The sequence below is a fragment of the Actinomycetota bacterium genome (assembly GCA_040905475.1).
GTDB lineage: Bacteria > Actinomycetota > AC-67 > AC-67 > AC-67 > DATFGK01.
In genome coordinates this window covers 1-22,400 of record JBBDRM010000155.1, presented here as the reverse complement: position 1 = coordinate 22,400, position 22,400 = coordinate 1, and the positions used below count along the sequence as shown (strand labels likewise).

Genomic DNA, 22,400 nt, shown 5'->3' with positions numbered 1-22,400 from the left:
TCATCCCTCCTTCGGCAGCGCTTCCAGCCAGGATGCGACGGCCGCGAAGACCTCGTCCGGTGCGCGCTTGCCGAAGACGAGGTCGATGTGCCCGTAGTCGGCGGCGTCGCCGTTGGCGAGCGAGAACTCGCGGTAGCTCTTGTGTTCAGACGCGATCGCGTCGTACGCGGGACGAACGGAATCCGGTGGCGCCAGCCGGTCGCCGGCCCCAGCTGCGATCAGCGCGGGCACCGTGATCCTCCCCATCGCCGACCGATAGTCGATCCTCCCGTCCGCCGATCCGAACGATCCCGTCCGCGACCACCGGACGAACTGGCGGAGCTTCGCGGCCGGCACGTCGCAGATGAACCGGCGCAACGCGCGGCCGAACGCGCGGCGATCGACGTTGGACGTGTTCATGCCCACCTCGAGCATCCGGGGGGAGGAGCGTGCGAGCAGCCAGAGCGTCGTCAGAGCCCGGCGCTGCGGCAAGTGCCGGGACGACGTGGCGAGCAGCCCCTCCCCCACGAGCTTCACGAGATGCGATCCGGCCGGCACTTGCACGGTGGGCGAGGCCATCGTCACCAGCCCGGCGATGTCGCCGCACCGCGACGGATCCGAGCCGAGCGCCGCATAGCCGAGCAAGCCGCCCATGCTGTGGCCCACCCACGCGGGACGCCGCCCCGTCCGCGCCGCGACGTGCCGTACCGCGGCCGGGAAGTCCAACGAGGCGAGATCGTCGAACGTCCACGTCCGGCGCGCCGAGGCGCGGGCCGGCAGGCTGGCGCCTCGCCCGCGCAACTCGAGCGCCCACGCGTCGAACCCCCGGCGCGCCAGGTAGCGCGCGAGCGAGTACCGGTCGTCGAAGTCGAAGAAATGATGCGTGCACGCGAACCCGCTGCAGAGGATGACCGGTGGCACGTCAGTCCTGCCGCCCTCGTACCGGTAGAGCGCCAAGTCCCAGCCGTCGTCGGTCGGCGCGTGCTCGAGCCGCCATTCCACCCGTGGCGGCGTCAGAGGCCTGGGGGCGGTCACCGGCGCGTCCCGCCCCGGTCCCCCGATCCGGCGACGCCGCCACGCTCGTAGCGGCTAAAGATGATGCCCCGGCGGTGTCGAAGGGTGGCATCGATGAGCCGCTGCACGCGTTTGCGCACGATCTCGTTCAGTCGGTCGACCGTATGCTGGTCGTCGGCGTCCCGTGGCGTTCCCGGCAGGTGGATCGTCTTGCCGAACCGGATGAAGATCTTCGTCGGTAACGGCATCGGGAAAAGCACGACCGGGAAGAACGGCATCGAGACGAGACGCGCGACCTGGGGGATGTTGCCGAGCATAATGTGCGCTTCCTCGGCGCCGACCACCGCGAGCGGCACGATCGGCGAGCCGGTTCGCAACGCGATCTTGATGTAACCGCCGTTGCCCGGCGCATAGCCGCGGTGCGGCAGGACGCGGTAACGCTGCGTCAGATACGGCCGCGTCATGTCGGGTGCCCCGCCGGGGAACAGGACCACGGGTTGGTTTTCTTCGAGCAGGGACTCCACCACGTCCGGCGTCCCGACGATAGCCCCCTGACGGGCGAGGAACCGCCCGATCGGGTCGACGCGGCCGAACATCCGGTCGGCGATGAAGCGCGGGTACCGTCCGGTCGCCTCGTGCACCCCGACGAAGAGGCAGGCCGCGTCGTAGGGCATGACACCCGAGTGGCATCCGACGATCAGGGCGCGGCCGTCGGGGATGTTCCCGCCGCCGATCACCGTGGGGTGGAAGTAACGCCACACCGTGGCACGCAGAAGCCCGATCGACCGCTCCGCCGACCGTTCGTCGAACGGGTCGGCGTACCGCTTCGCCCGGGTCGGTTGTCTGGATAGAGTCGTCGCCCCCGGCCTCACCGCAACGGCCATCACCGCCACCTCCCTCCGCGCTCCCCTCCTTAAAACACCCCGAGGGTGGCCGGCGATAGGGGCAAATGCCCTAGGTGCCTGGGGGCGAACGGCCCTCAGGGTCGGCGACGACGTCCTGGTTCGGCCCCCTCCGCGGCTCAGGTGGCCACGTCGGCGGATTCACCGATTGTTTCTTCGCCGGTCAGGTAGCAGCCGGAGTCGGCCGGACGCCGCCGTCCGGGAGCGGGAGGAACCCGCTCGGGCACACCTCCCCGATGTGAGAGATGTAGAGGTAGCTTCTCCCGTCGCCGTTAGGCGGGAGCCTCCGTCACTTCACGTCGAAGGGCGCCGCCGCGCCACGCTCGCCCGGCCCAGGAGCGAAGGACCCCCAGGATCCGGGTCGAACGGTCCTCGGCATCAGGACGGGCGGGGATATCGTCGGTACCGTGGCCACGATCGGGGAGGCCCGGCAAGGGCTGACGGTTGGCGACGTGATGGTGTCCGTGCATCCGAGCGTGCTGTCGGTGCTCATCATGGCGCCCTGGCCCGACTCGGTGCGGGGAATCTGCGTGTCCGACGGTGCGGCGACGAGCGAGGCCGCCCGAGTGATGCTGCGAACGGGCTCTCAATTCGTGCTCGCGGTCGACGACGACGGACATCTGGTCGGAATGGTGTTACGCGACCGGCTCTCCTCGGGGCGACCTCGGCGCCGCCGGGTGCGCGCGGGGCCCGAGGCAAAGGATCTCGGCCCGTCGAGTCGAACACCGGCCCGGACCGCTCCTACGAGCTGAGCGGAGCATCACCCAGAGATCCCGACATCCCTCCAGGGCCTTTCGGCCCCGTGTGACGCGGGCCGGACGGGCCTGCGCTCGGCCGTCCCTATCGTCGTTCTATTGGTTGGATGGAAGGCTAGGGAACCATGGCCGGGAGGGTAAGCACGCATGGGATGGAGATCGAAGCCCCAGCAACCGCCGCACGTCCCGGACGAATGGCCCGAGCCGAGCCTCGAGCCGAGGGTCCTCGTCGAGAACGCCGACGACTTCGCTCGGTGGGCGACACGCCGCCTGCTGGAGCGCTCGGGTTTCGAGGTCGCCGATTGTTCCGGTCCCGACGCAGGTCACGGATGGCAGTGCCCGGTCACGCAGGGCGAACCGTGCACTCAGGTGGAGGGCGCGGACGCGATCGTCTTCTCCCTCGACTTGCGCAGCGATGAGGGGAGAGAGATCCTCGCGTCTCATCGGCAGGAACTGTCTGAGCGGCCGGTGGTCGCCGAGGTAACGGCACCCGAAGCCGGGCGCCACCGTGATCTTCTCGACGACTGCGCCGTCGTGAACCCTTCCGGGCTCGGCGATCTCGTGGGGGCGGTTGTGTCCGCGCTGAAAGACCGATCCTTCGACCATTGATCATCCGCCCGTCTCGGGCGCAGATACGGAGGGACACCGTCATGAAGCGAAGGAGATCGCGCGCGAGTATCGGCGCCGGCGTGGCCGTGGCTTTGCTGGCGGGTGCACTCGTCGCCTTGGTCGCTCGATCCGGCGGATCGCCCGGCGAGAGAGCCGGGGTCCTGTCTCACGGCCAGCAGATAGCGCAGCAGCGCACGGTGCTCGTTGCGAGCACCGGCTCCGATCAGATCTCGAGGCCCGGGCAGCCGCTGCATACGGTCCTCGTTTCCGGCTCCGTTCCCATGACGGCGACGATTGCGACGGTACTCTCGGATGAGAACTGTTCGCCGGACGCCGCCGGAGTCTCACATTGCACGAATCGCCTGCGGATCGATGGCGGTGGCGAGGTGACCGTGATGCATCCACACCGGATGGCCGAGGTTGCTTGCCTGGCACCAGGGGAACGCGTCGAGGTCCAGGCTGCCTGAGAAGGCAACCTGCAGACTCGTTGCGATGTTGAACGGCCCGGCTTTCGCCGGGCCGTTCCGGACCCTTCGGTCACGAGGCTTTGCGAAGCGGCGGCCACTTGGCCGGAGCCTGTTCCGGGCTCTGTTTCGTCACCCCCATGAGTCGCGCCGTCAGCACGGCGACGACGAGGATGACGACGCCGGTGACCGCCAGCGCCGTTGGCACGCCGAGCGCGTCGCCGAAGTTGCGAACGACTGCGCCCGTCACGTACGCGAATAGCCCGACTGCCCCGATGGTCAGACCGGGGGTGACTCGGAGCCCGACGCTGGCCGCCATGACTGCGAGTACGAGGTGCCGGCGGGATCGCGACGCGGTCGACATCGTGCAGCTGAGAGCCCGGCGCTCGGGACTGCGTGCCGGCGTCTCGCGTCCCTGCCGTGACGGGCCATCCGGCCGTATCGCTCGTGGATCTCAGCCGAGACGATCGAAGGCGAAGAAGGGGGGCGAGCGGTGCCGGACCGATTGAGCGCGCTCGACGCGTCGTTCCTTTATCTGGAGACTCCTAAGGTGCACATGCACGTCGGGGGTCTGGCCATATTGGACCCATCCGGCGCCCCCCGGCCGCTGACGGTGGAGCGCCTCCGGGACCTGACGGCGTCGCGGCTCCACAGGGTGCCTCGGTTCCGTCAGCAGGTGCTGTTCCCTCCCTTCGGCAGCGGCCGCCCCGCATGGGTGGACGCCGCGGATCTCGCTCTCGACTTCCACGTTAGGCGTGCTGTTGTGCCGCCGCCGGGGGGACCGCGGGAGCTGGCCGACCTCACCGCCCGGATCCACTCGCAGCAGCTCGACCGGGGGCGGCCGCTTTGGGAGATGCACCTGATCGACGGACTCGAGGACGGATACCAGGCCACGTTGACGAAAGCGCATCACGCGATGCTCGACGGGATCGGCGGCATGGACGCCTGCGCGCTCCTCCTCGATCACGATCCGGATCCTCCGCTGCTCACCGTTCTTCCGTGGCAGCCCGAACCCCAACCAACGCCGATTCGCATGCTGCGAGACGCACTCCTCGACCGTGTCACCGAACCGGCCGGCGCGCTCGGGCGCACGATGATCAACGTGATACGCGATCCGCGCGCTGTGATGAAGGACGCCGGTGCAGTGGCGGAGGGCATGGTCGGACTCGTTCGCCGCGGCCTCGCGCCCCTCAGCCCCTTCAACACCGCGATCGGCGGGAGCCGACGGTTCGCGATGACGGAGATCTCACTGGACGAAGCGCGCGCGGTGAAACGGTCGCTCGGCGGAACCGTCAACGATGTGATCCTCACGACGTTGGCCGGCGCGCTCTGGAGGCTGCTCGAACACCGCGGGGAACCCGTCGAAGGCAGGGCCCTTCGGTCGTTGATGCCCGAGTCGCTGCGGACCGCCGCGGACCGGCCTGGTCAGGGCAACCAAGTGACGACCTTCTTCGTGGACCTTCCCGTCGGGCCGATGGAGGCAACCGAGCGCTTGCGACTCGTGAATGCGGAGACGCGGCGCTTGAAGGCGTCGCATCAGGATGATGCCGCGACGGGCCTCATCCACCTCGCGATGCTGGCTCCGCCGGGGTTGCACGCGGCGCTTGCGCGCTTCGGCAACGGTCACCAACGCGTGATCAACCTGGTTGCGTCGAACGTGCCAGGCCCGCAGATCCCTCTCTATCTCGACGGAACGCGGCTCGTCGCCTACTACCCGCTCATGCCGCTCGGCGCGACCGTGGCGCTCTCGGTCGGGATCGTCACGTTGGTCGGTGTGATGGGGTTCGGATTCACTGCGGACTGGGCGGCGTTCCCCGATCTCGAGCTGCTGGCCGCGTACACGCGTGACAGCTTCGACGAGCTCCGCAAGGCCGCGGCCGTCTGACGCGGGACGGCTGCGTGGTCCGTTCGAGCGAGTGCTCGAAACGTGGTTCCACTAGTTGGGCTCAACCCTCTTGGCATCGCCGACGCCCCGCTACGGCACGTCGATGCGGGCCAGGGTGCCGTCGATCCCGTTGGCGACCCACACCGAGCCGAAGCCGGCTGCGACCGAGCCCGGTCCGCGGCCTGTCCTGATACGCGCGACCACCTTCAGCGTAGCCGGATCGATCTTGACGACCTCGTCGTCGTCGGAGCTTGTCGCCCAGATGAAGCGCCCGTCGTAGGCGACCTCACCTCCACCGTTCCCTGTCGGTACCTTGGCGCGCGCGTTCGTCGCCGGGTCGATCCTCACCAGCGTCCAGGGCTCGCCCATGATCGTCCACATGAAGCCGGCGGCGGCGAGGAGGCCGCTCGGACCGTGCGGGACGGCGATCTCGGTCTGGACCTTCCGCATGGCCGGATCGACGCGCGCGATCGCATGGTCGTCGTCGAAGCGATCGGTGTCGTTGACCTTCCCTAGTGAGATCCATAGCGAACCCGCCTGGAAGGCGAGGTCCATGGGCGCGCCGTCCAGCGGATACCGCGAAACCTCGAACGTCTCCGGATCGACGCGCGATAGCGAACCATAGCGAAGCTGCGCCCGCCCGGAGGTAACGTCTCTCCCGACACCGGCCGCCGTCCACAGCACGCCGTCGGCGAGAGTCATGCCGCCGAACCCCTCGCCAAGGTCGAGGCGGGGATCCACGAAGACATTCGTCGAGACGTCGAGGCGCTGCAGCATCCGCGACGCTCGCGATCCCTCCTCCCGGTCGAACGCGACCCACAGGAACCCGCTTCGCTCGAGGACACTTACGATCTGAAGGTCACTCTCCGGCGCCGGGATCCTGGCAACGATGCGCCCGGACGCCGGGTCGATCCGGATGATCTCGGTGGCATACGGCGCCGGCGGCGTGGTGGGGATCCAGTTGACAAGCCATAGCGCGCTCTCCCCGGCCGCGACCGTGAAACCGTCGGTCTCACCGATCGGGATACGCGCGGCGATCTCGGTCCCGAGGACGATCTCGTATCCGGGCGCCGGAGGTCCCTCGCCGACCCAGCGCTTGCGCGCGCCGGCCGGTGGGACGACTTCGAAGAGACCCTCCGCGAAGTTCGGATCGAACTCGATGCTCCGGATCTCGTGCACGACCTCGAATGTGACCACCTTCACCAGCATGCCCGTCTCGTCGTCGACCCACAGCTCGATGTCGCGAGGCTGCGTCGGGCGAACCGGGCAGATGAGCTTGCGAGCGCCGCGCCCGAGGAATCGCACCGAGGTCGCATGACAGTTCTCCTCGAAGAACGCGTCGGAGGGCTTCCCCTCGTCACCGGTCGCCTCGGGCCACCACTGCAGGGCCGGATCGAACGGCGCGGCCGGGCTCGACCGCACTGCACTTCCGACCTCTGCGAGCGGCCGCACCGAGAAGATGTTCGAGCGCGGGTTGTAGCGGCCGACGAGCGCTCCGTCGGAGACGTCGAACGAACCGGTGACGCCGAATGGAGTCGAGTTGGTTCGCAGGATCTTCGACCGCCACGCGGCGTCGCTCCGGTACCAGTCCTCGCGGAGCACCTCGACCTCGTAATCCGGCGACGAGGCGCTTTCGTCGTAGAGGCTGAGGACGGTGGCGTGGAACGGCGGGAGCGCCGCGAACCGGTGCCTCGCCTCCTGCAGCACCGCGAGCGCGGACGGTGGACGGGGGAACACTACGAGCGCGCCGACGACGAGGCCGACGAGGACCGTGAACGCCGGCACAAGTCGCCGCGCTCCCCGCCACCGCCGGCGCGGTGTCGAGGACGGAATCGCGCGCGGATCCGGCCGCAGCTCGCCCTCTAGGCGATCGAGCAGGCGCTCGGCGAACTCCACGCGCGGCTCGATGGGATGGTCCATCCCGGCCAGGATCATGGCGAGGGGATCCTCACGCATGGGAGGCCTCCGTATAGGCGCGCTTGAACCCTTCGCGACCGCGCGCGAGCAGCGACTCGGTCGCGTGGACGCTCCGCGCGAGCGTTCCCGCAACCTCGGGGACGGAGAATCCGTCGACGTAGCGCAGGGTCAGGGCAGCGCTCTGGGACGCCGGCAAGGCGGCGAGGGCGGCGAGCGCGCGCTCGCGGCCGTGCTCCTCATCCCAGACCAGGCTGTCCTCCGGGACGGGATCCGGCTCATAGGCGCGACGCAACGTCCGGCGCTCCCTCTCCGCGCGCCGGTAGTTATCGATGAGCTTGTGCCTTGCGATCCCGAGGATCCAGGGGATCGGATCCTCAACCGCGATCCCCCGCTTGATCTGCGCGACGCCGGCCATGAACGTCTCCTGGGTCAGGTCCTCCGCCACCGCCGGCACGCAGCCGCACCGGTGGAACAGGTAACCGTAAACGCGAGGGAGCGCCTGCCGATAGAAGGACCGGAACCCGGCCCGATCCTTCAGGTCGATCACGATCCCGGCCTGCGATCCATCCATCCACGGCCATCCAGTGTGTCGCGCGGCTGCCCTGATTTCCGTCGCTCTAGATCCTCAGGCCCAAGTGTCTCTCGTTGCCCGGGTCATCCGGCCCGGCCGCGCCGGGCCGGGTGGGGATCCTCCTCGACCGACGGAACCGGGCTGCGGCAAGCGACTCCCAATGCGAAGACCGCTCTTCGAGCGATCTCAGGCTGATGGAAGGCGGTGGGGATCATGGCCAGGCGGCTCACGGGCTTGACGGTGTTGGTCCTGGGGTTCGTGTTCACGGGCGGCGTTCCGGCCGTTGCGGGGGCGGCCAGGTGCGGCGACATCGCTTCGCTCACGGCGGTCTCCTCCCTGGTTTCCGGACCCGGCCCTGATGGGCTGTCCGGCTACGCGTTCGAGGTCTCGATGGGGACGGGCGTGGCGAGGTGCGCGGGCATCGTCGAGTACGACCTCGTGATCTTGGATGGCGAATCGATGAGTACCGGCCTCGCGCAGGGGTCGACCGGGGTCGATCCGAGGACGCGTACCGTCACGTTCTCGTGGTCCCCGCTCCAGGATGACGACCCGGCTTTCTGCATCGTGACGTGGTCCCGTTCGATGCGACTTGAGGACTGGGCTCCGGATGCCGGCTGTCTCGCGGTGACCGCCGGAGCGCGACCGGTGACGATCGCCGATCCGCTCGGTGATCCCACGCCGATATCCACGGCACCGTGACGCGCCGAACCGAAAGGAGAAGATCCGTCATGAATCGGCGATCCATGCTCGTTGCAGCGGCGATGGTCACACTTGCGGCGATGGCGATTCCGTCCGCCGAGGCGTCGTTCCCGGGCCTCAACGGCAAGCTGCTGTTCATGTCGAGTCGAGACGGCAACAGCGAGATCTACGTCATGAGCGCCGACGGCTCGGGGGCGGCGAACCTGACGCGCAACACCGCCTACGACGGCGAGGCGGCGTGGTCGGCCGACGGAACCAAGATCGCGTTCAGCTCGTTCCGCGCCGGGAACTTCGAGATCTACGTGATGAACGCCGACGGCACGGGCGTCAAGCGGCTGACGCGAAACAGCTGGTCGGACAGAGATCCAGCTTGGTCGCCCGACGGCAAGAAGATCGTGTTCGCGTCCGCGCGCGGGAAGGATCCGGGCACCGATCTGTGGGTGATGAACGCCGACGGGAAGAAGCCGATCCAGCTCACCCAGACATTCGGGATGGAACACGAGCCCGTGTGGTCACCCGACGGAACGTGGATCGCCTTCCGTGGAACCGTCGGATGCTGCACTTCATCGGAGCCGCCGGACCTCTACGTCGTGCGGACCGACGGGTCGAGCCGCATCAACGTGACGAACACGCCATCGGTCTACGAGTCGTCGCCCGACTGGTACCCGGCTCCGGCGATCAGCCGCCTCGTCTTCGGCGCATGCGACGGCACGTGCGTCGGCTCGGGGCCCATCGACTGGGAGATCTACACGATGGATGTGCCGGGATCGCCGGTGAGGCTCACGTTCGACACGACGCCCGACGGCGCCCCGGTCTGGTCTCCCGATGGCACGAGGATCGTCTTCGGCTCCAGCCGCGACGGCGACGAGGAGGTCTACGTCATGAACGCCGACGGGACTTCGGTCGCGCCCCTCACCGTCAACGAGGTTATGGATCAGCGTCCTGACTGGCAGGCGATCTAACGAGAGGCGGCTGTGCCGGTTCGCCGGACGAGGCTCGGCGTCCCGGCTCAGCGCTCCCGGCCTCGATGAGCTCCACGCGCACGGGAGCCCCGGTGGGCAGGCCGCCGGTCGGCACGACCGCGAAATTCGGTGAACGAGGCGATGGGCTGCGCGAACGTCGAGTATGAGACGGCTCGCTTGCGGTGGGAGGATCTGAGGGTCACGATCGCGAACGCCGGCTTCGACGTCGGGGTCAGGTCCGTCTCCGGCTCTCGCTAGCGTGCTGCGCGGAAAGTTGCTGACGGGAAATCCGTAGGCGCCACACTTTCTCCCGCCCCACCGAGCAAGACGCCGATCCCGCTGTGACGCCCCTGGGCGTCCGTCGATCGCGGGGGCTCCCTCCGGAAGGAGAACCGCGGGCCCACTTGGTTCCCCAGGGCCGATGGCCCCCCGCCGAAGGGCCGGTCGCCCCTTATGTCGGACCAGCCAGCGGGTAATGCTTGCCCCATTCACCGTGCCGTCACGGGAGGGGACCAACATGAAGCTCAGCCGACGGACGTTCCTCAAAGGCGTGGGCGCTGGAGGCGGAGCGCTCGCAACGACCCGCTTCTTCACCGACGGTCCTCAGACGCTCGTTGCGAAGACGACGGCGGGCGCCGCGCTCAAAGAGGAGCTGGTTCCCACCGCCTGCTGGATCGGAAAGCAGGACTGCGGCATCGTCGCTCGGAAGATCGGCGGGCGCGTGGTCAAGCTCGAAGGGATGCCGGAGCATCCCCGCAACCTCGGCACGCTCTGCCCGAAGGGCGTCGGCCAGATCTCGGCCTTGTACGACCCCAACCGCGTAAAGACACCATTGATCCGAACCAACGAAAAAGGGGCTACGGGCCGGTGGCGGAAGGCTTCATGGGACGAGGCGCTGTCGCTCGTTGCCGCGAAGGTGCAGGAGGTCCGCGCGAAAGATCCCAAACTCGTTCTTTGGCAGAAGGGTCGGAGCAAGTCCGAGGAGCTCTACGACGAAGCCTTCGTCGATGCGATCGGCGCCTCGAAGCTCGGTCACGGCGCGTTCTGCTCCGACGCCGGATACCGCGCGTGCGAATACACGATCGGCATCAAGGGTGTCCTCCACCCCGACCTGCGGAACGCCCGCTACGTGCTGGCGTGGGGCTGGAACATCACCGGCGCCGGCGGAAACAAGCTGTGCTGGATCACCTGGCCTCGGGAGCTGGTCGCCGCCCGCGAACGCGGCCTCAAGGTAGTGGCCATCGACCCGCGCCGCCGTCCCAGCGGTCCACACGCCGACGAGTGGCTTCCGATCAAGCCCGCGACCGACCTGGCGCTGGCGCTGTCGCTTTCGAATGCACTGATCGCGCGGGGGTCGATCGATCGCGAGTACCTCACGCGCTACACGAACGCGCCGTACCTGGTGAAGGGCGACGGAGCGTTCCTGAGGATCGACGGTAAGGAGCAGGTCTGGGATGCGCGTGTCAAAGCCGCCAAGCCGCACGACGCCGCCGGCGTCGCGCCGGCGCTCGACGGTGCGTTCACGGTCGACGGAGAGAAAGTGCGCACGGCCTTTACGGTACTCAAGGAGCACATCGCTCCCTACACGCCAGAGTGGGCTGCGGAAATCTGCGGGGTCCCAGCCGAGGCCATACGGCGCATCGCCCGAGATCTCGCCGACAACGCGATGATCGGCGCCACCGTGCGGCGTGACGGGCTCGATCTCCCCCTCCGGCCGGTCGGCGTCATGTTCTACCACGCCGCGCAGCAGGAGCTCGGATTCCAGGCTACGCGAGCGATTCTTCTGGCGTTCATGTTGCTCGGCGCGGTCGGCGCGGTCGGCGGCGTCTTCTCGGACTTCAAGTGGAAGATCAATGAGAACTACGAGAAGCTCGACCACATCGAGATCAAAGACCCTCCGTACGACATCGCCCTCAAAGACAGCAAGTTCTTCCCGATCAATTCCAAGAGTCCGGCCGTCGCCGCGGTCGCGATGCTCGACCCCGAGAAGTTCGGCGTGGAGAAGATCCCCGAAGTGGTCATCGTCCACATGGCGAACCCGGTCGTCTCGTTCCCCAACACCGAGGTGATCAAAGCCGCGTACCACAAGTTCAAATTCGTCACGGTGATCAGCCCTTGGCTGTCCGAGACGGCGGACCTGTTCGCAGACGTGGTCCTACCGGCTGCCACGATGGAGAAGTACGAAGGGCCGATCAAGGCGGGCGACGCGTACACGGACGCGAGTACGCTTCGGCTCCCCATCATGGAGCCGCTGGGTGAATCGCGCGGCGAGATAGACATCTACCTGGACCTGACGGAGAGGCTCGGGGTCCTGTTCGGGGAGGGCGGTTACCTCTCGCACATAAACGAGACCCTCGAGCTGTCGGGCGCGCAGGCTCTTTCGCTCGACCGCAAGCCGGCGGTGCGAGAGATCTTCGACCACTGGGCGAAGGCGAACCACATCGACGAAGGCATCGCGTACTTCGAGGAGCACGGCGTCAAGGTGAAGGGGCCGCTGGCGGCCAAGGACGTCTACGGCTATGGGATGGAGCCGGCCTTCGGTGGCGCGCTGCATCGCCTCTACGGTGAGTCGCTCCTCGGCTACCAGCACGGCATGAAGGCGAAGGGCGCGGAGCAGATCTACTGGCAGGACTACACGCCGCTCCCGACGTGGCGCGCCCCGACGATGGAGGGTTCGCCGGCGCAGTACGACCTCTATCTCATCAGCTACAAGCTCGTCGAGAACAAGCAGTCGCGCTCGAGCTTCATGCCGCTGCTCGCCGAGCTGGCTCCCCGTCAGCACATCGACGTGAACCCGGCGACGGCCGCTCGTCACGGGATCCGCGACGGCGACGAGGCGTGGGTTGAGTCGCACAACGCGGTGACCGGCGAGACCGCGCGGGTGAAGGCTCGTGCGCACTACACCGAGGCGATCCGCCCCGACACCATCGGCATGCCGCATCACTTCGGCTTATGGGTGCACCCCGGTGCCAAGGGCCAGGGACCCACGCCGAACACGCTGTTCCCCACCGGGGCGGGGTACGTGACGAACACGGCCGATCAGTCCTTCCACGTAAAGGTCCGGATCTACAAGGCCTGAGAGGGGTGTAGGAATGCCGAAGTACGGAATGGTCGTCGATCTGGACAAGTGCATGGGCTGCCGTGCCTGCGTCGAGGCCTGCAAGGTCGAGAACAACACCCCCGAGGCCGCGTTGTGGATGTACGTGTTCCGCCTCGAGGAGGGCACGTATCCAGACGTCAACGTTTCGTTCCTGCCTCGTCCCTGCCAGCACTGCGACAACGCGCCGTGCGTCAAGGTCTGCCCGGTCGGCGCCCGGTACAAGCGTGACGACGGGATCGTCGCCACGGACTACGACCGCTGCATCGGGTGCCGCTACTGCGAGGTCGCGTGTCCGTACGGCGTCAACTTCTTCAACTGGAAGAATCCGGAGGACAACTACTACATGGACTGGGAGGACCCGCAGCTGGGATCGGTGACGGGCGGCGCCATCCCTCCGTACAAGAACCCCGATCTCGGCGGAAGGTTCGGTCCCGAGCAGCGCCGCATCGCCGGCGGCGGTCACGCCAAGGGCGTCGTGGAGAAGTGCACGTTCTGCGTCCAGCGCGTCGAGAAGGGCCTCGACCCCGCCTGCGTGGTCAGCTGTCCGGTGCGGGCGCTCGTCTTCGGGGACCTCGACGACCCGGCGAGCGCCGCCTCCGTCCTGAAACGCTCGAAGCCGAGTTTCCGGCTGAGAGAGGAAGTCGGGACGGAGCCCCGCGTCCACTACGTCGGCAAGGGGCATCAGCCGAGCGACGACTCACGTCAGATCGAGCCCCTGAAAGCGAGGGTATGAGCCATGGCCATCCGGGTCGAGAAACTGCCGTACGGCGTGGGTCGTCCCACCTCGCGGTGGTACGGACTCGCGGGTCTCCTCGCTGCCGTCGTCGGCGTGGGCGCCTACGCCTACAGCCGAGAGGTGATGGGAGGGCTGTCGGAGACGGGCATGCGGGACGTTGGAACCATGGGCGGCGCGACGTGGGGAATCTACATCGCCTTCGTCGTGTACTTCGTGGGTGTGAGCTTCGCCGGCATCACCGTCGCGGCGCTGATCCGGCTGGCCAACTTGAAAGCCTTGCGTTCGATCTCGCGCATGGCCGAGCTCCTGACGGTCGTGTCGCTGATGCTCGCGGGGCTCGCCATCCTCGCCGACCTCGGTCAGCCACTCCGCGGGATCGTCAACCTGTTCCGCTACGCGCGACCGCAATCGCCGTTCTTCGGCACGTTCACGTTGGTCATCTCCGGCTACCTCTTCGCGAGCGTCGTCTATCTGTACCTCGACAGTCGCCGTGACGCCGCTCTCTGCGCCGAGGTTCCCGGGCCGCTCCAGCGATTCCATCGCTGGTGGTCGGCCGGCTACCACGACACACCTGCCGAACGGCAGCGCCACGATCGGGCGAGCTTCTGGCTGGCCGTCGCGATCCTGCCGCTGCTCGTCACTGCGCACTCGACGCTCGGATTCGTGTTCGGGCTGCAGATCGGACGTCCGGGATGGTTCAGCGCACTGCAGGCCCCCGCGTTCGTCATCCTCGCAGGCGTGTCGGGCGTGGGCCTCCTGATCGTCGTGGCGGCCGGCGTCCGGCGCTGGCTCGGGGAACGCGAACAACTCGGCGAGCAGGTGTTCAAGTGGCTCGGCGGCCTGCTGTTCTTCCTCATCCTCGCGTATCTCTACTTCGTCGTCGTAGAGGTCCTCACGGCTGCCTACACGGGGATGGAGAACGAGCGCGACGTGATCCGCGCCTTGCTGGTCGGCGATTACGCGCCGATCTTCTGGGCCTCGGTGGGGATGCTCATCGTTCCGCTCGGCCTCCTCGTTACGCAGTTCCTCCGGCGCCGTGTGAGCATAGGCGCGATGGTCGCGAGCGGGATCCTCGTCAACCTCGCCGCCATCGGCAAGCGGTACTTGATCGTGGTTCCGTCGCAGACGCACGGCACCTTGCTCCCGTACGGGACGGGAACGTACACGCCGTCCGTGACCGAGATCGGCGTAGTGGCAGGTCTCCTGGCATTCGGGGCGCTCTCGTACGTCGTATTCGCAAAGGTCTTTCCCGTTATGGACATCCCGGAGACGGAAGGAGACCGTCCATGAGGCGACGCATCGTCACGGTTTCGATGGTGGTCACAGGGTTCGCGCTACAGGCGGTGGCATACCTCGGGTTGGGGGCGCCATTTGGGGCGCCGAGCGGATCGCGGATCAGCAACCCCCGCGTGCCGTTCTCGCCGCTGCTCTTCATCACCGGCGTGATGCTCGTATTCCTCGCGGCCGTTGTGTACGAACTGATGCCCGATCGAGAGCGCCGGCAGTGACGACCGTGAAGGAGGCGCGCTTCGAGGCGCGCACGTCTCCCTCGCCCCGCGCCGGGGGGCAAGCCCGCGCGCCCCGGCTACGGGATCTTGCCGAGGTGCGCGGACTCGCCTACCGGCTCGTGTCGGAACTGTTCCTCTATCCCGATCCGGAGCGGGTCGGGATCCTGGCGACCTCGGTACCGGAGCTGCGACGGCGTAGCCGGCCGTTCGACGACTTGGCCTCCGCGTACTCCTGGCACGCGATGCTGAACGCGGTCGACCGGATAACCGATGAGTCGCTCGGCGCGATGGCCGCGGACCATGCATCGCTCTTCCTCGTGGGCAGCGCGGAGGCCTCGTGCCCGCCGTGCGAGTCGGCCTACTCGCGGCGAGGTGGTGTGGAAGCAGGCTGGATCACCGCTCAGCTCGAGCTGACCTACTCGATGGCCGGGCTCACGGCACGGACGGGTGCCGAGCCGCCGGATCACATCGCCGTCGAACTCGGATTCGTTTCCGTCCTCTGCCGGGAGGAGGCGAACGCGTGGCAGACCGATCGACCCCGCGACGCGGGGGCGTGGCTCAAACGGCAGCGAGCATTCCTGGATGCGCGCCTCGTACGCTGGCTCCCAGCGTTCACAGCGCGGCTCTCACGCGTCGCGCCGTCCAGTTTCTACGCCGACCTCGCCGCGAACACGTTCGCGTACACATCTCACGATCGCGAGTTCATCGCGGCGCTTTCCGCGCACGTTTCCAGCCTCGCGAAGGAGGCGGAGCGATGACCGATGGAACGCCGCCGGTCGCCGTCGCGCTCTGCGACGGCACCCACGGAGACGCGAGGCTCGATCCGCTAACCGTCGTGGGCTTTCTCGCCGACACCGTCCCTGGAATCCCGGTCGAGATCGTGGACGATTTGTGCGGCCGGCCGGAGCAGATCCGGGACCTGGTGCGGGCGACCGGCGCGACCCGGCTCGTGCTCGGCTTCTGCGATCGGACGTTCCCCCGGGGCGAGGCGCAGGCCTGGTCGAGGAAGGCCGGACTAGATCCGTTCGCCGTGGAGCTCGTGTCGCTGGCGTTCGCAGCCGGTTCCGCCGTTGCGGCCGGCAAGATCCTGGCCGCGGCCGTCGCGGCGGCTCGGTCGTTCAACGGCAGCGAGCCCGAACATCTCCGCACGCGCTTCAGCGACGGACCGACGAGCCGGCGTGCGCTGTTCCGGCTGCCGCCGATCACCTATGAGCCTGCAGCGGCCGTCGACGCGAACCTCTGTCTGGGAGCGGATCGGTGCGGCTTGTGCGCGACGGCCTGTCCCGTAGGGGCGATCACCCTCGAAGACCGGACGATCGTCGACAATCGCGCGTGCGTGGCATGCGGTCTGTGCGTCTCGGCCTGCCCGGCGCGCGCGATCACCCTCCCCAACGCTTCGCTCGACCGCTACGAGGCGCAGGTCGCCTCCCTACTCTCGCCGACGGCCGACGGCCGTCCTCGGGGGCTCGTCCTTGCCTGCGAGCGGACCGCTTCTGCGCTCGACGGACTGGGGGCGGCGGAGTCCTGGCTAACGCTCGAACTCCCCTGCATCGGGATGATCACTCCCGGGTGGGTCCTCCAGGCTCTCGCGGCGGGCGCCCCTGCCGTCGCCTTGCTGCCGTGCCGGCAGGAATGCCATCCGGAACGGACCGACCCCTTGGACGAACGCGTCGGGTATTGCCGAGAGGTGTTGGAGCTTGCCGGCATCGAAGAGGCGGCGTCACTCGTCCGCGTACTCGACCCCGCCGATCCGGGGCCGTTGCTCGAAGCGGTTCTTGCGGCACGCGTGCGGGGTGCCGCCGACTCGACGGTCGTCATACTCTCCGAGCCGGCCGCCACGGCCGACGCGCTTCTGAAGCTCGCCGGCGCGCGAGCGCATCGCACTCCCTCCCTGGAGCGCCCCGGCTCGCCGCTCGGGGTGGTCCGTATCGATCATCTGGCATGCACCGCCTGCGGTGCGTGCGCGACGACGTGCCCGACCGGCGCGCTCACGGTCGCCGCGGACGAGCACGAGACTGCCCTCAACCTGGATCCCGGGGCATGCCTCGCCTGCGAGCGCTGCGTGCCTGCGTGCCCGGAACGCGCCGTGACCGTGCGGCGTGAGACCGACATCGCCGCCCTGGCGCGCGGGCCCGTCGTCGTGAAGATGGACCACGTGCACGGGTGCGTCCGATGCGGCCGGCCGGTCGCTCCCGCCGCGATGCTGCGGCGCATCCGCGGCCTATTGGCCGATGAGCCGGATGCGTTGATACGGGATCTCACGGAACTGTGCGGCGACTGCCGCGCGGTGTCCACACATGCCTAGAAAGATCGGGCCCGTTCGCCTACGATGCTCCCGTCTAGGAGGTCATGCATGGCTGAGTACCTGCCGGAGGTGTACAAGCGGTTCGAGAAGGACTTCCCCGATGTGATGGAGGCGTACGGGGCGCTCGCCGACCGGTTGCACGCGGCCGGACCCCTGTCGCAACGGGAACGGCGACTGGCGAAGCTGGGCGTGGCCGTCGGCGGAGAATCCGAAGGCGCCGTGCGCTCGCATGCTCGCAAGGCGATCGCCGAGGGGATCGAACCTGAGGCCATCCGGCAGGTGGCCGTCCTGGGGATCTCGACGGCCGGCTACCCGGCCGCGATCGCCGCGTACCAGTGGATCAACGAGGTCCTGGATCGCGAAGCCTGAGCCGAGAACGAGCGGCGCGACACTCCGTCCACGGCTAACCGTTAGAGCTAGCCGCACCGGCGTGACCTGCGGGGCTTTCGACCCCCACGACGTCGCCGTACGCGCGGATCCCGAATCGCCGAGCCGTTTCGTCGGCCATGTTCTGGATCGTTGCGCGGGCGTCGACACCGCGCTCGTCCCGGAAGAGATGGGAGAAGCGTCCCTGCGCCTTCAGGTACTCGTCGACGGAGACCGGGACGGCCGGGCCCTTGACCCTGCCCAGCACTCCGTCTCGCCACTCGGCCAGCGGGAACAGGTTCGACATGACCGCCAGACGCGACACGCCGATAGTCGAGCGCGGCTCGAACTTCCAACCGAGGGGGCACGGGACGAGGATGTGCAGGTAACGAGGACCTTTCGTGGCAAGTGCGCGCTGCATCTTTCGCTCGAGGTCTTTGTGGTAGGCGATGGTGGCCGTCGCGACGTAGGCGGGGGAGTGAGCGAGCACGATCGAGACGAGGTCTTTCTTGGGAAGCGGGTTCCCGAAAGACCACTCGCCGACCGGCGTCGTCGTGGTCGCGGCGTCGAAGGGGGTCAGGCCGCTGCGCTGGACGCCGGTGTTCATGTAGCCCTCGTTGTCGTAGCAGACGAACAACACGTCGTCGCGACGCTCGAGCATGCCCGACAGGGCTTGCAGCCCGATGTCGGCGGTTCCACCGTCGCCGGCCTGCGCGACGACCGGAACGTCTTTGCCCTGAACGCGCAGCCCCGCTCGGACCCCCGTGGCGACGGCCGCCGCGTTGCCGAACACCGAATGGATCCACGGTACCCGCCACGCCGACTGCGGATATGCGGTCGTGGTCACCTCGAGGCAACCGGTCGCATTGACGACCGCGATCTTCCCATCGGACGTGTCGGCCGCGAGCCTCGCTCCCACGAGCAGCCCGCAGCCCGCGCAGGCGCGGTGTCCCGGCTGGATGAGGTGCTCGGAGGCGCTCACGGAGCGATCTCCTCCAGGTCCGGCCGCAGGTCGATCCACCCGTCGCGTTCCGCTCGGAAAGCCTGCGTCAAGGTCTCGACGGAAACGTCCCGGCCGCCGAGCCCGGCGACGACGCCCACGATCTGGGGCAGGAGGCGGCCGTACAGCGCCGACCGCAGCTCGCCGGCGACGATCCCACCGCTCCCGAGCGAAACGGAGCGATCGAATACGACGATGCGGCTCGCGTTCCCGAGCGCGGCCACGAGTTCCGCGGCCGGGAAGGGTCGGAACCGACGGATCGCGACGAGCCCCGCCGCGACGCCTTCGTCCCGCATCTCGTCCACGGCGACCTGCGCGGTCTGCGCCGCCGTTCCCATCGCGACCATCACGACGTCGGCGTCGTCCAATCGATAGCGATCGAAGTCCGGCGAATATTCGCGTCCGGTCAGCGCCGCGAATTCGCCGAGCGCCTGGCTCAATACCTGAGCAGAGCGGCGCTGCGCGGCTTCGATCGCGAACCGTGCCTCCGTGTACACGGTCGGGTCCGCGTAGGCACCGAAGGTTGCCGGCCGAGCCGGGTCCAAGACGAAGGGCAGCGAGAGAGGAGGAAGGTAGCGGCTCACGGCCTCATCGGACACCGGCTCGACCGGCTCGAATGCGTGGGTCAGAACGAATCCATCGACACAGACCATCACCGGCAGCAGAACCCGAGGGTCTTCCGCTATCCGGTAGGCGACCAAGTGCAAGTCATGCGCCTCCTGCGCCGTCTGCGCGAAGAGCTGGATCCAGCCCGAGTCGCGCAAGGTCATCGAATCCTGGTGGTCGTTCCAGATCGATAGCGGCGATGAAAGCGCCCGATTGGCCACCGTCATGACGACCGGTAGGCGCATGCCCGCGATGTTGAGCACGACCTCGGCCATGTACAGCAGCCCTTGCGAGGACGTCGCGGTGAACGTCCTGACCCCGGTTGCCGCGGCGCCGAGCACCACGCTCGCCGCCGAGTGCTCGCTTTCGACCGTGATGAATTCGGCGTCCAGCCTTCCGTCGGCCACCGCTTGGGAGAGCGCCTCCACGATGTGCGTCTGCGGAGTGATCGGGTAGGCGCTCACGACCTTCGGGCCGGCGGCGCGCACCGCATCGGCGATCGCTTCGGCGCCCTCCATGACCTTCATCGGATCTCGGCCTCCATCACGATGTCGTCGACGGGGCACTCCTCGACGCAGATGCCGCAGCCTTTGCAGAAGTCGGGATCGAAGTCGTAGCGCTTGGGAGCGGCCTTGAAGACGACGCCCTCCGGGCAATAGACAGCGCAGAGGTCGCATCCGTTGCACGCCACGGAGAGGAAACGGGGGCGTTCCGTCCGCCATGCGCCGGTGTGGTTGTCCACGCTCGACCCGGCCTCCACGACCAGTCCCGGCGTGAGGGGTCTCATGCCGCCGCCCTCTCCGCTGCGGCGGAGAACGCCGCGCGCGCCAGCGCTTCGTTCTTGAAGGCTACCTCGCCGGTGAACCGCCGGGCGATCGCCCGGCAAACTGCGTCGATCGACACGACGCCGGTCGCACCGGCGAAGAAGCCGAGCATCGCCGTGCTGGTTTTCGCGGAGCCGATGTGAGTCAACGCGAGCTCGGTCACTTCGAGCGTCCGGACGCGCGACGCCGAGATGCGAGCAGGGATATGCGCCGCGTTGAGAAGGACGAGGCCGTCGGCCGTCATACCCTGAAGGACATCCACGGCACCCACGAGGGTCGGGTCCTGAACCAACACGACGCCCGGCGCTCGCACCTCACCGCGGTCGCGGATCGGGCTGCGGCTCAGGCGGACGAATGCGGCAACGGGTGCTCCCGTCCGTTCGGTCCCGAACGACGGGAACCCGAGCGCTTGCCACCCGTCGTCGGCCGCGGCCTCCACCAGAAGGGCCGCCAGGGTCACCGTTCCCTGACCGCCGCGTCCGTGGATCCGAACGTCGAGCCGATCCGGTGCTTCCACGAGAATCGTTCCTCCTCCGACCGCAGCGTGCCCTGTGCCGGAGGGCGCGGCCAGGGCGGAACGGCCCCCACAGCACGGGGCGGTGGACCCTCTTCCCGGGCGTACGAAAGGCGACCTGCCCTGCCGGAGCGGGGCCAAGGGCCCTACCGGCCTTCGCGGGACGTCGGCACGATGGCGGTGCTTCGCTCGATGCGACGCGAAGCGCGAAGCGTGAGGCCGCCGCCGGCGGCCTCCGAGCCGGGGAGGGCGAAATGACACGGAGGATAGGGGCTTCCATCGTGATGCTCGTCGGTCTGACGTTCGTCACGTTGACGTTCAGCAACAGGCTGTTCTCGGTGGGGCCGGCGTTCGAGGAGATGACCGATGGTTTCCGCCCGGTCATGCAGACCGCGAGCCTGGCAACGCTGAACGGCGACATCGACGGCTTGGCGGTCGCAGCGCAGGACTTCCAGACGACGATCCTTCCGCTGGCCGCGCAACAGGCCAAGGTCACGCCCGAGCAGCTGGCAGGCAGCTTGGCCACCGGATTCCCGGCGGTCATGAAGGGGATCTCCGAGACCCAGGCGATCACGACGCAGTTCCGCAGGGTCGTCGACGTGCTGAGCGCCGAGCAACAGCGGTTCGCGAAGGCGGATCAGATCCCCACGGCGTCTCTGCCGGCGACCACGGTTCCGTGGACCCTGCTGTCGATCGGGGTCGTCCTGATGGGGCTGGGCGCGGTCATGTTCCGGCCGGGAAAGAAGGCGATCGCGGCCGGTCTCGTGATCGGGATCGCGTTGGTCGCGGTGCCTTTCGTGCTGAGTTTGCCCGGTAAGGCTTCGGCAGCCGACAAGATGAACGCCGATCTCAAACCGGTGTACACCCAGCAGCTCGTGACGGGCGCCGCGGCATCGCTCGCGACGGTCCAAGCGATGGCGGTGGAGATGAACGCGAAGCTCCTTCCCGCCTTCGCGCAGCAAGCCGGCGTGTCGGTTCCGCTGTTCCAGCAGCAGCTTGGGCTCGCGGCGCCGGGTCTGGCGGCGGCGATTCAGAACATGCCCGCCGCCCTCGAGCGTTTCACGACGGCGGTCGACACGTTCCGCGCGAATCTGGACGAGTACGACTCGATCAAGTCGGTGTCGCTCGTCCCGATCGTGTGGACGTTGATCGCGGGCGGTGCGGTGACCTTCCTCGTCGCTGTGACGCTCGCGTTCGAACGTCGTCCGGCGGTACTCGACGTTCGCGCGGTCTCGAGCAGGAAAGCCGCGTAGAAGGCACACCCGAGGTCCGGGGTAATTCCCTTCCCCGGGACCTCTCATGTCGAGAGGGGATCGCGCGCGAAGGCCCTTCCGGCCCCTGGGTCGCAGGGCTTCCGGCCGTGGCTTCGCCTGGAGGGTTGGACGACGCTGAAGGGGACGGCGCAGCGGCGCCGGATGGTCCTGCTCGAACAGGACCCGGAAGGAGGGGTTGAGATGCCAGCCGCCGTGAAGAAGGCGACCGCGACTGTTCCCGCCCATCGCGCCGAGAAGACCGCGTATGCGGTGCTCGGTGTGCTCGAGAAAGCGGGGAAAGAGATCACGCTTCTCGCCCGTGAAGGCAAGAAGCGGGTTGCCGCACACGAGCGCAAGGCGGTCTCGGCCGCGCGCGCCCCCAAGAAGGCGCGCAAGGCGTGACCCCGGGACCCCCGGGGGGGGGGGGGGGG

The 22,400-nt window shown here is 68.1% G+C and carries 24 protein-coding genes; 15 read left to right on the top strand and 9 right to left on the bottom strand.

Annotation, left to right across the window (positions count from 1 at the left end):
- Positions 1-1,014, bottom strand: a complete 1,014-nt coding sequence (locus tag WEB06_18995) for an alpha/beta fold hydrolase (GenBank protein ID MEX2557704.1) — start codon at positions 1,012-1,014, stop codon at positions 1-3.
- Positions 1,011-1,877 carry a lysophospholipid acyltransferase family protein gene (locus WEB06_18990; protein ID MEX2557703.1) on the bottom strand — a complete coding sequence of 289 codons (867 nt, stop codon included), beginning with the start codon at positions 1,875-1,877 and terminating at the stop codon, positions 1,011-1,013. The genes WEB06_18995 and WEB06_18990 overlap by 4 nt, the downstream gene beginning before the upstream one ends.
- 425 nt (positions 1,878-2,302) lie before the next feature.
- Between WEB06_18990 and WEB06_18985 the strand changes: the two genes are divergently transcribed.
- The 3 genes from WEB06_18985 (at position 2,303) to WEB06_18975 (ending at position 3,726) form a co-directional block, all read left to right on the top strand.
- Complete coding sequence (locus tag WEB06_18985; GenBank protein MEX2557702.1) at positions 2,303-2,647, top strand: hypothetical protein; 345 nt, start codon at positions 2,303-2,305, stop codon at positions 2,645-2,647.
- 150 nt (positions 2,648-2,797) lie between these two features.
- A complete protein-coding gene (locus tag WEB06_18980; protein MEX2557701.1) occupies positions 2,798-3,259 on the top strand; it encodes a hypothetical protein in 462 nt (153 codons plus the stop codon).
- 41 nt (positions 3,260-3,300) lie between these two features.
- Positions 3,301-3,726 (top strand): hypothetical protein, encoded by a 426-nt coding sequence (locus WEB06_18975; GenBank protein MEX2557700.1) that lies wholly within the window; start codon positions 3,301-3,303, stop codon positions 3,724-3,726.
- A gap of 70 nt (positions 3,727-3,796) precedes the next feature.
- Here WEB06_18975 and WEB06_18970 read toward each other — a convergent pair whose 3' ends face one another.
- On the bottom strand, positions 3,797-4,042 hold the full coding sequence (locus tag WEB06_18970) for a hypothetical protein (GenBank protein ID MEX2557699.1): 246 nt from the start codon (positions 4,040-4,042) through the stop codon (positions 3,797-3,799).
- A gap of 174 nt (positions 4,043-4,216) precedes the next feature.
- On the opposite strand from WEB06_18970, the gene WEB06_18965 reads away from it, so the two are divergent.
- Positions 4,217-5,608 (top strand): wax ester/triacylglycerol synthase family O-acyltransferase, encoded by a 1,392-nt coding sequence (locus WEB06_18965; GenBank protein MEX2557698.1) that lies wholly within the window; start codon positions 4,217-4,219, stop codon positions 5,606-5,608.
- A 90-nt stretch (positions 5,609-5,698) separates the two neighbouring features.
- Here WEB06_18965 and WEB06_18960 read toward each other — a convergent pair whose 3' ends face one another.
- Positions 5,699-7,564: a hypothetical protein gene (locus tag WEB06_18960; GenBank protein MEX2557697.1), complete on the bottom strand. Its 1,866-nt coding sequence runs from the start codon at positions 7,562-7,564 to the stop codon at positions 5,699-5,701.
- Positions 7,557-8,096 (bottom strand): RNA polymerase sigma factor, encoded by a 540-nt coding sequence (locus WEB06_18955; protein MEX2557696.1) that lies wholly within the window; start codon positions 8,094-8,096, stop codon positions 7,557-7,559. The genes WEB06_18960 and WEB06_18955 overlap by 8 nt, the downstream gene beginning before the upstream one ends.
- Before the next feature lie 213 nt (positions 8,097-8,309).
- On the opposite strand from WEB06_18955, the gene WEB06_18950 reads away from it, so the two are divergent.
- From WEB06_18950 to WEB06_18910, 9 genes are all read left to right on the top strand, one after another.
- A complete protein-coding gene (locus tag WEB06_18950; protein MEX2557695.1) occupies positions 8,310-8,795 on the top strand; it encodes a hypothetical protein in 486 nt (161 codons plus the stop codon).
- A gap of 29 nt (positions 8,796-8,824) precedes the next feature.
- Positions 8,825-9,757 carry a hypothetical protein gene (locus WEB06_18945; GenBank protein ID MEX2557694.1) on the top strand — a complete coding sequence of 311 codons (933 nt, stop codon included), beginning with the start codon at positions 8,825-8,827 and terminating at the stop codon, positions 9,755-9,757.
- A 517-nt stretch (positions 9,758-10,274) separates the two neighbouring features.
- Positions 10,275-12,836, top strand: coding sequence for a molybdopterin-dependent oxidoreductase (locus WEB06_18940; protein ID MEX2557693.1), 2,562 nt, complete (start codon positions 10,275-10,277; stop codon positions 12,834-12,836).
- A gap of 13 nt (positions 12,837-12,849) precedes the next feature.
- Complete coding sequence (locus tag WEB06_18935) at positions 12,850-13,590, top strand: 4Fe-4S dicluster domain-containing protein (GenBank protein MEX2557692.1); 741 nt, start codon at positions 12,850-12,852, stop codon at positions 13,588-13,590.
- A 3-nt stretch (positions 13,591-13,593) separates the two neighbouring features.
- Positions 13,594-14,883 (top strand): NrfD/PsrC family molybdoenzyme membrane anchor subunit, encoded by a 1,290-nt coding sequence (nrfD, locus tag WEB06_18930; GenBank protein MEX2557691.1) that lies wholly within the window; start codon positions 13,594-13,596, stop codon positions 14,881-14,883.
- A complete protein-coding gene (locus WEB06_18925; protein ID MEX2557690.1) occupies positions 14,880-15,101 on the top strand; it encodes a hypothetical protein in 222 nt (73 codons plus the stop codon). Before nrfD ends, WEB06_18925 begins: the two co-directional genes overlap by 4 nt.
- Positions 15,098-15,859: a molecular chaperone TorD family protein gene (locus tag WEB06_18920; protein ID MEX2557689.1), complete on the top strand. Its 762-nt coding sequence runs from the start codon at positions 15,098-15,100 to the stop codon at positions 15,857-15,859. The genes WEB06_18925 and WEB06_18920 overlap by 4 nt, the downstream gene beginning before the upstream one ends.
- The gene (locus WEB06_18915; GenBank protein ID MEX2557688.1) at positions 15,856-17,406 is read left to right on the top strand and encodes a 4Fe-4S binding protein; all 1,551 of its coding nucleotides are present in this window, start codon (positions 15,856-15,858) and stop codon (positions 17,404-17,406) included. The genes WEB06_18920 and WEB06_18915 overlap by 4 nt, the downstream gene beginning before the upstream one ends.
- Positions 17,407-17,454: 48 nt before the next feature.
- Entirely contained in the window at positions 17,455-17,775 is a 321-nt protein-coding gene (locus WEB06_18910) for a carboxymuconolactone decarboxylase family protein (protein MEX2557687.1), read from the top strand.
- Between the two features lie 34 nt (positions 17,776-17,809).
- Here the strand turns inward: WEB06_18910 and WEB06_18905 are convergent, their stop codons facing one another.
- Genes WEB06_18905 through WEB06_18890 form a run of 4 tightly spaced genes read right to left on the bottom strand, consistent with a single transcriptional unit; the run spans position 17,810 to position 20,719 of the window.
- Positions 17,810-18,754, bottom strand: a complete 945-nt coding sequence (locus WEB06_18905) for a thiamine pyrophosphate-dependent enzyme (GenBank protein ID MEX2557686.1) — start codon at positions 18,752-18,754, stop codon at positions 17,810-17,812.
- Positions 18,751-19,905, bottom strand: a complete 1,155-nt coding sequence (locus WEB06_18900; protein ID MEX2557685.1) for a transketolase C-terminal domain-containing protein — start codon at positions 19,903-19,905, stop codon at positions 18,751-18,753. The genes WEB06_18905 and WEB06_18900 overlap by 4 nt, the downstream gene beginning before the upstream one ends.
- Positions 19,902-20,165: a 4Fe-4S binding protein gene (locus tag WEB06_18895; protein ID MEX2557684.1), complete on the bottom strand. Its 264-nt coding sequence runs from the start codon at positions 20,163-20,165 to the stop codon at positions 19,902-19,904. The genes WEB06_18900 and WEB06_18895 overlap by 4 nt, the downstream gene beginning before the upstream one ends.
- A complete protein-coding gene (locus WEB06_18890) occupies positions 20,162-20,719 on the bottom strand; it encodes a 2-oxoacid:acceptor oxidoreductase family protein (protein ID MEX2557683.1) in 558 nt (185 codons plus the stop codon). Before WEB06_18890 ends, WEB06_18895 begins: the two co-directional genes overlap by 4 nt.
- Before the next feature lie 251 nt (positions 20,720-20,970).
- On the opposite strand from WEB06_18890, the gene WEB06_18885 reads away from it, so the two are divergent.
- Together WEB06_18885 and WEB06_18880 are read left to right on the top strand one after the other, a co-directional pair.
- Positions 20,971-21,969 carry a hypothetical protein gene (locus WEB06_18885; GenBank protein MEX2557682.1) on the top strand — a complete coding sequence of 333 codons (999 nt, stop codon included), beginning with the start codon at positions 20,971-20,973 and terminating at the stop codon, positions 21,967-21,969.
- A 201-nt stretch (positions 21,970-22,170) separates the two neighbouring features.
- Positions 22,171-22,371 (top strand): hypothetical protein, encoded by a 201-nt coding sequence (locus WEB06_18880; GenBank protein ID MEX2557681.1) that lies wholly within the window; start codon positions 22,171-22,173, stop codon positions 22,369-22,371.
- Positions 22,372-22,400: the final 29 nt, after the last annotated feature.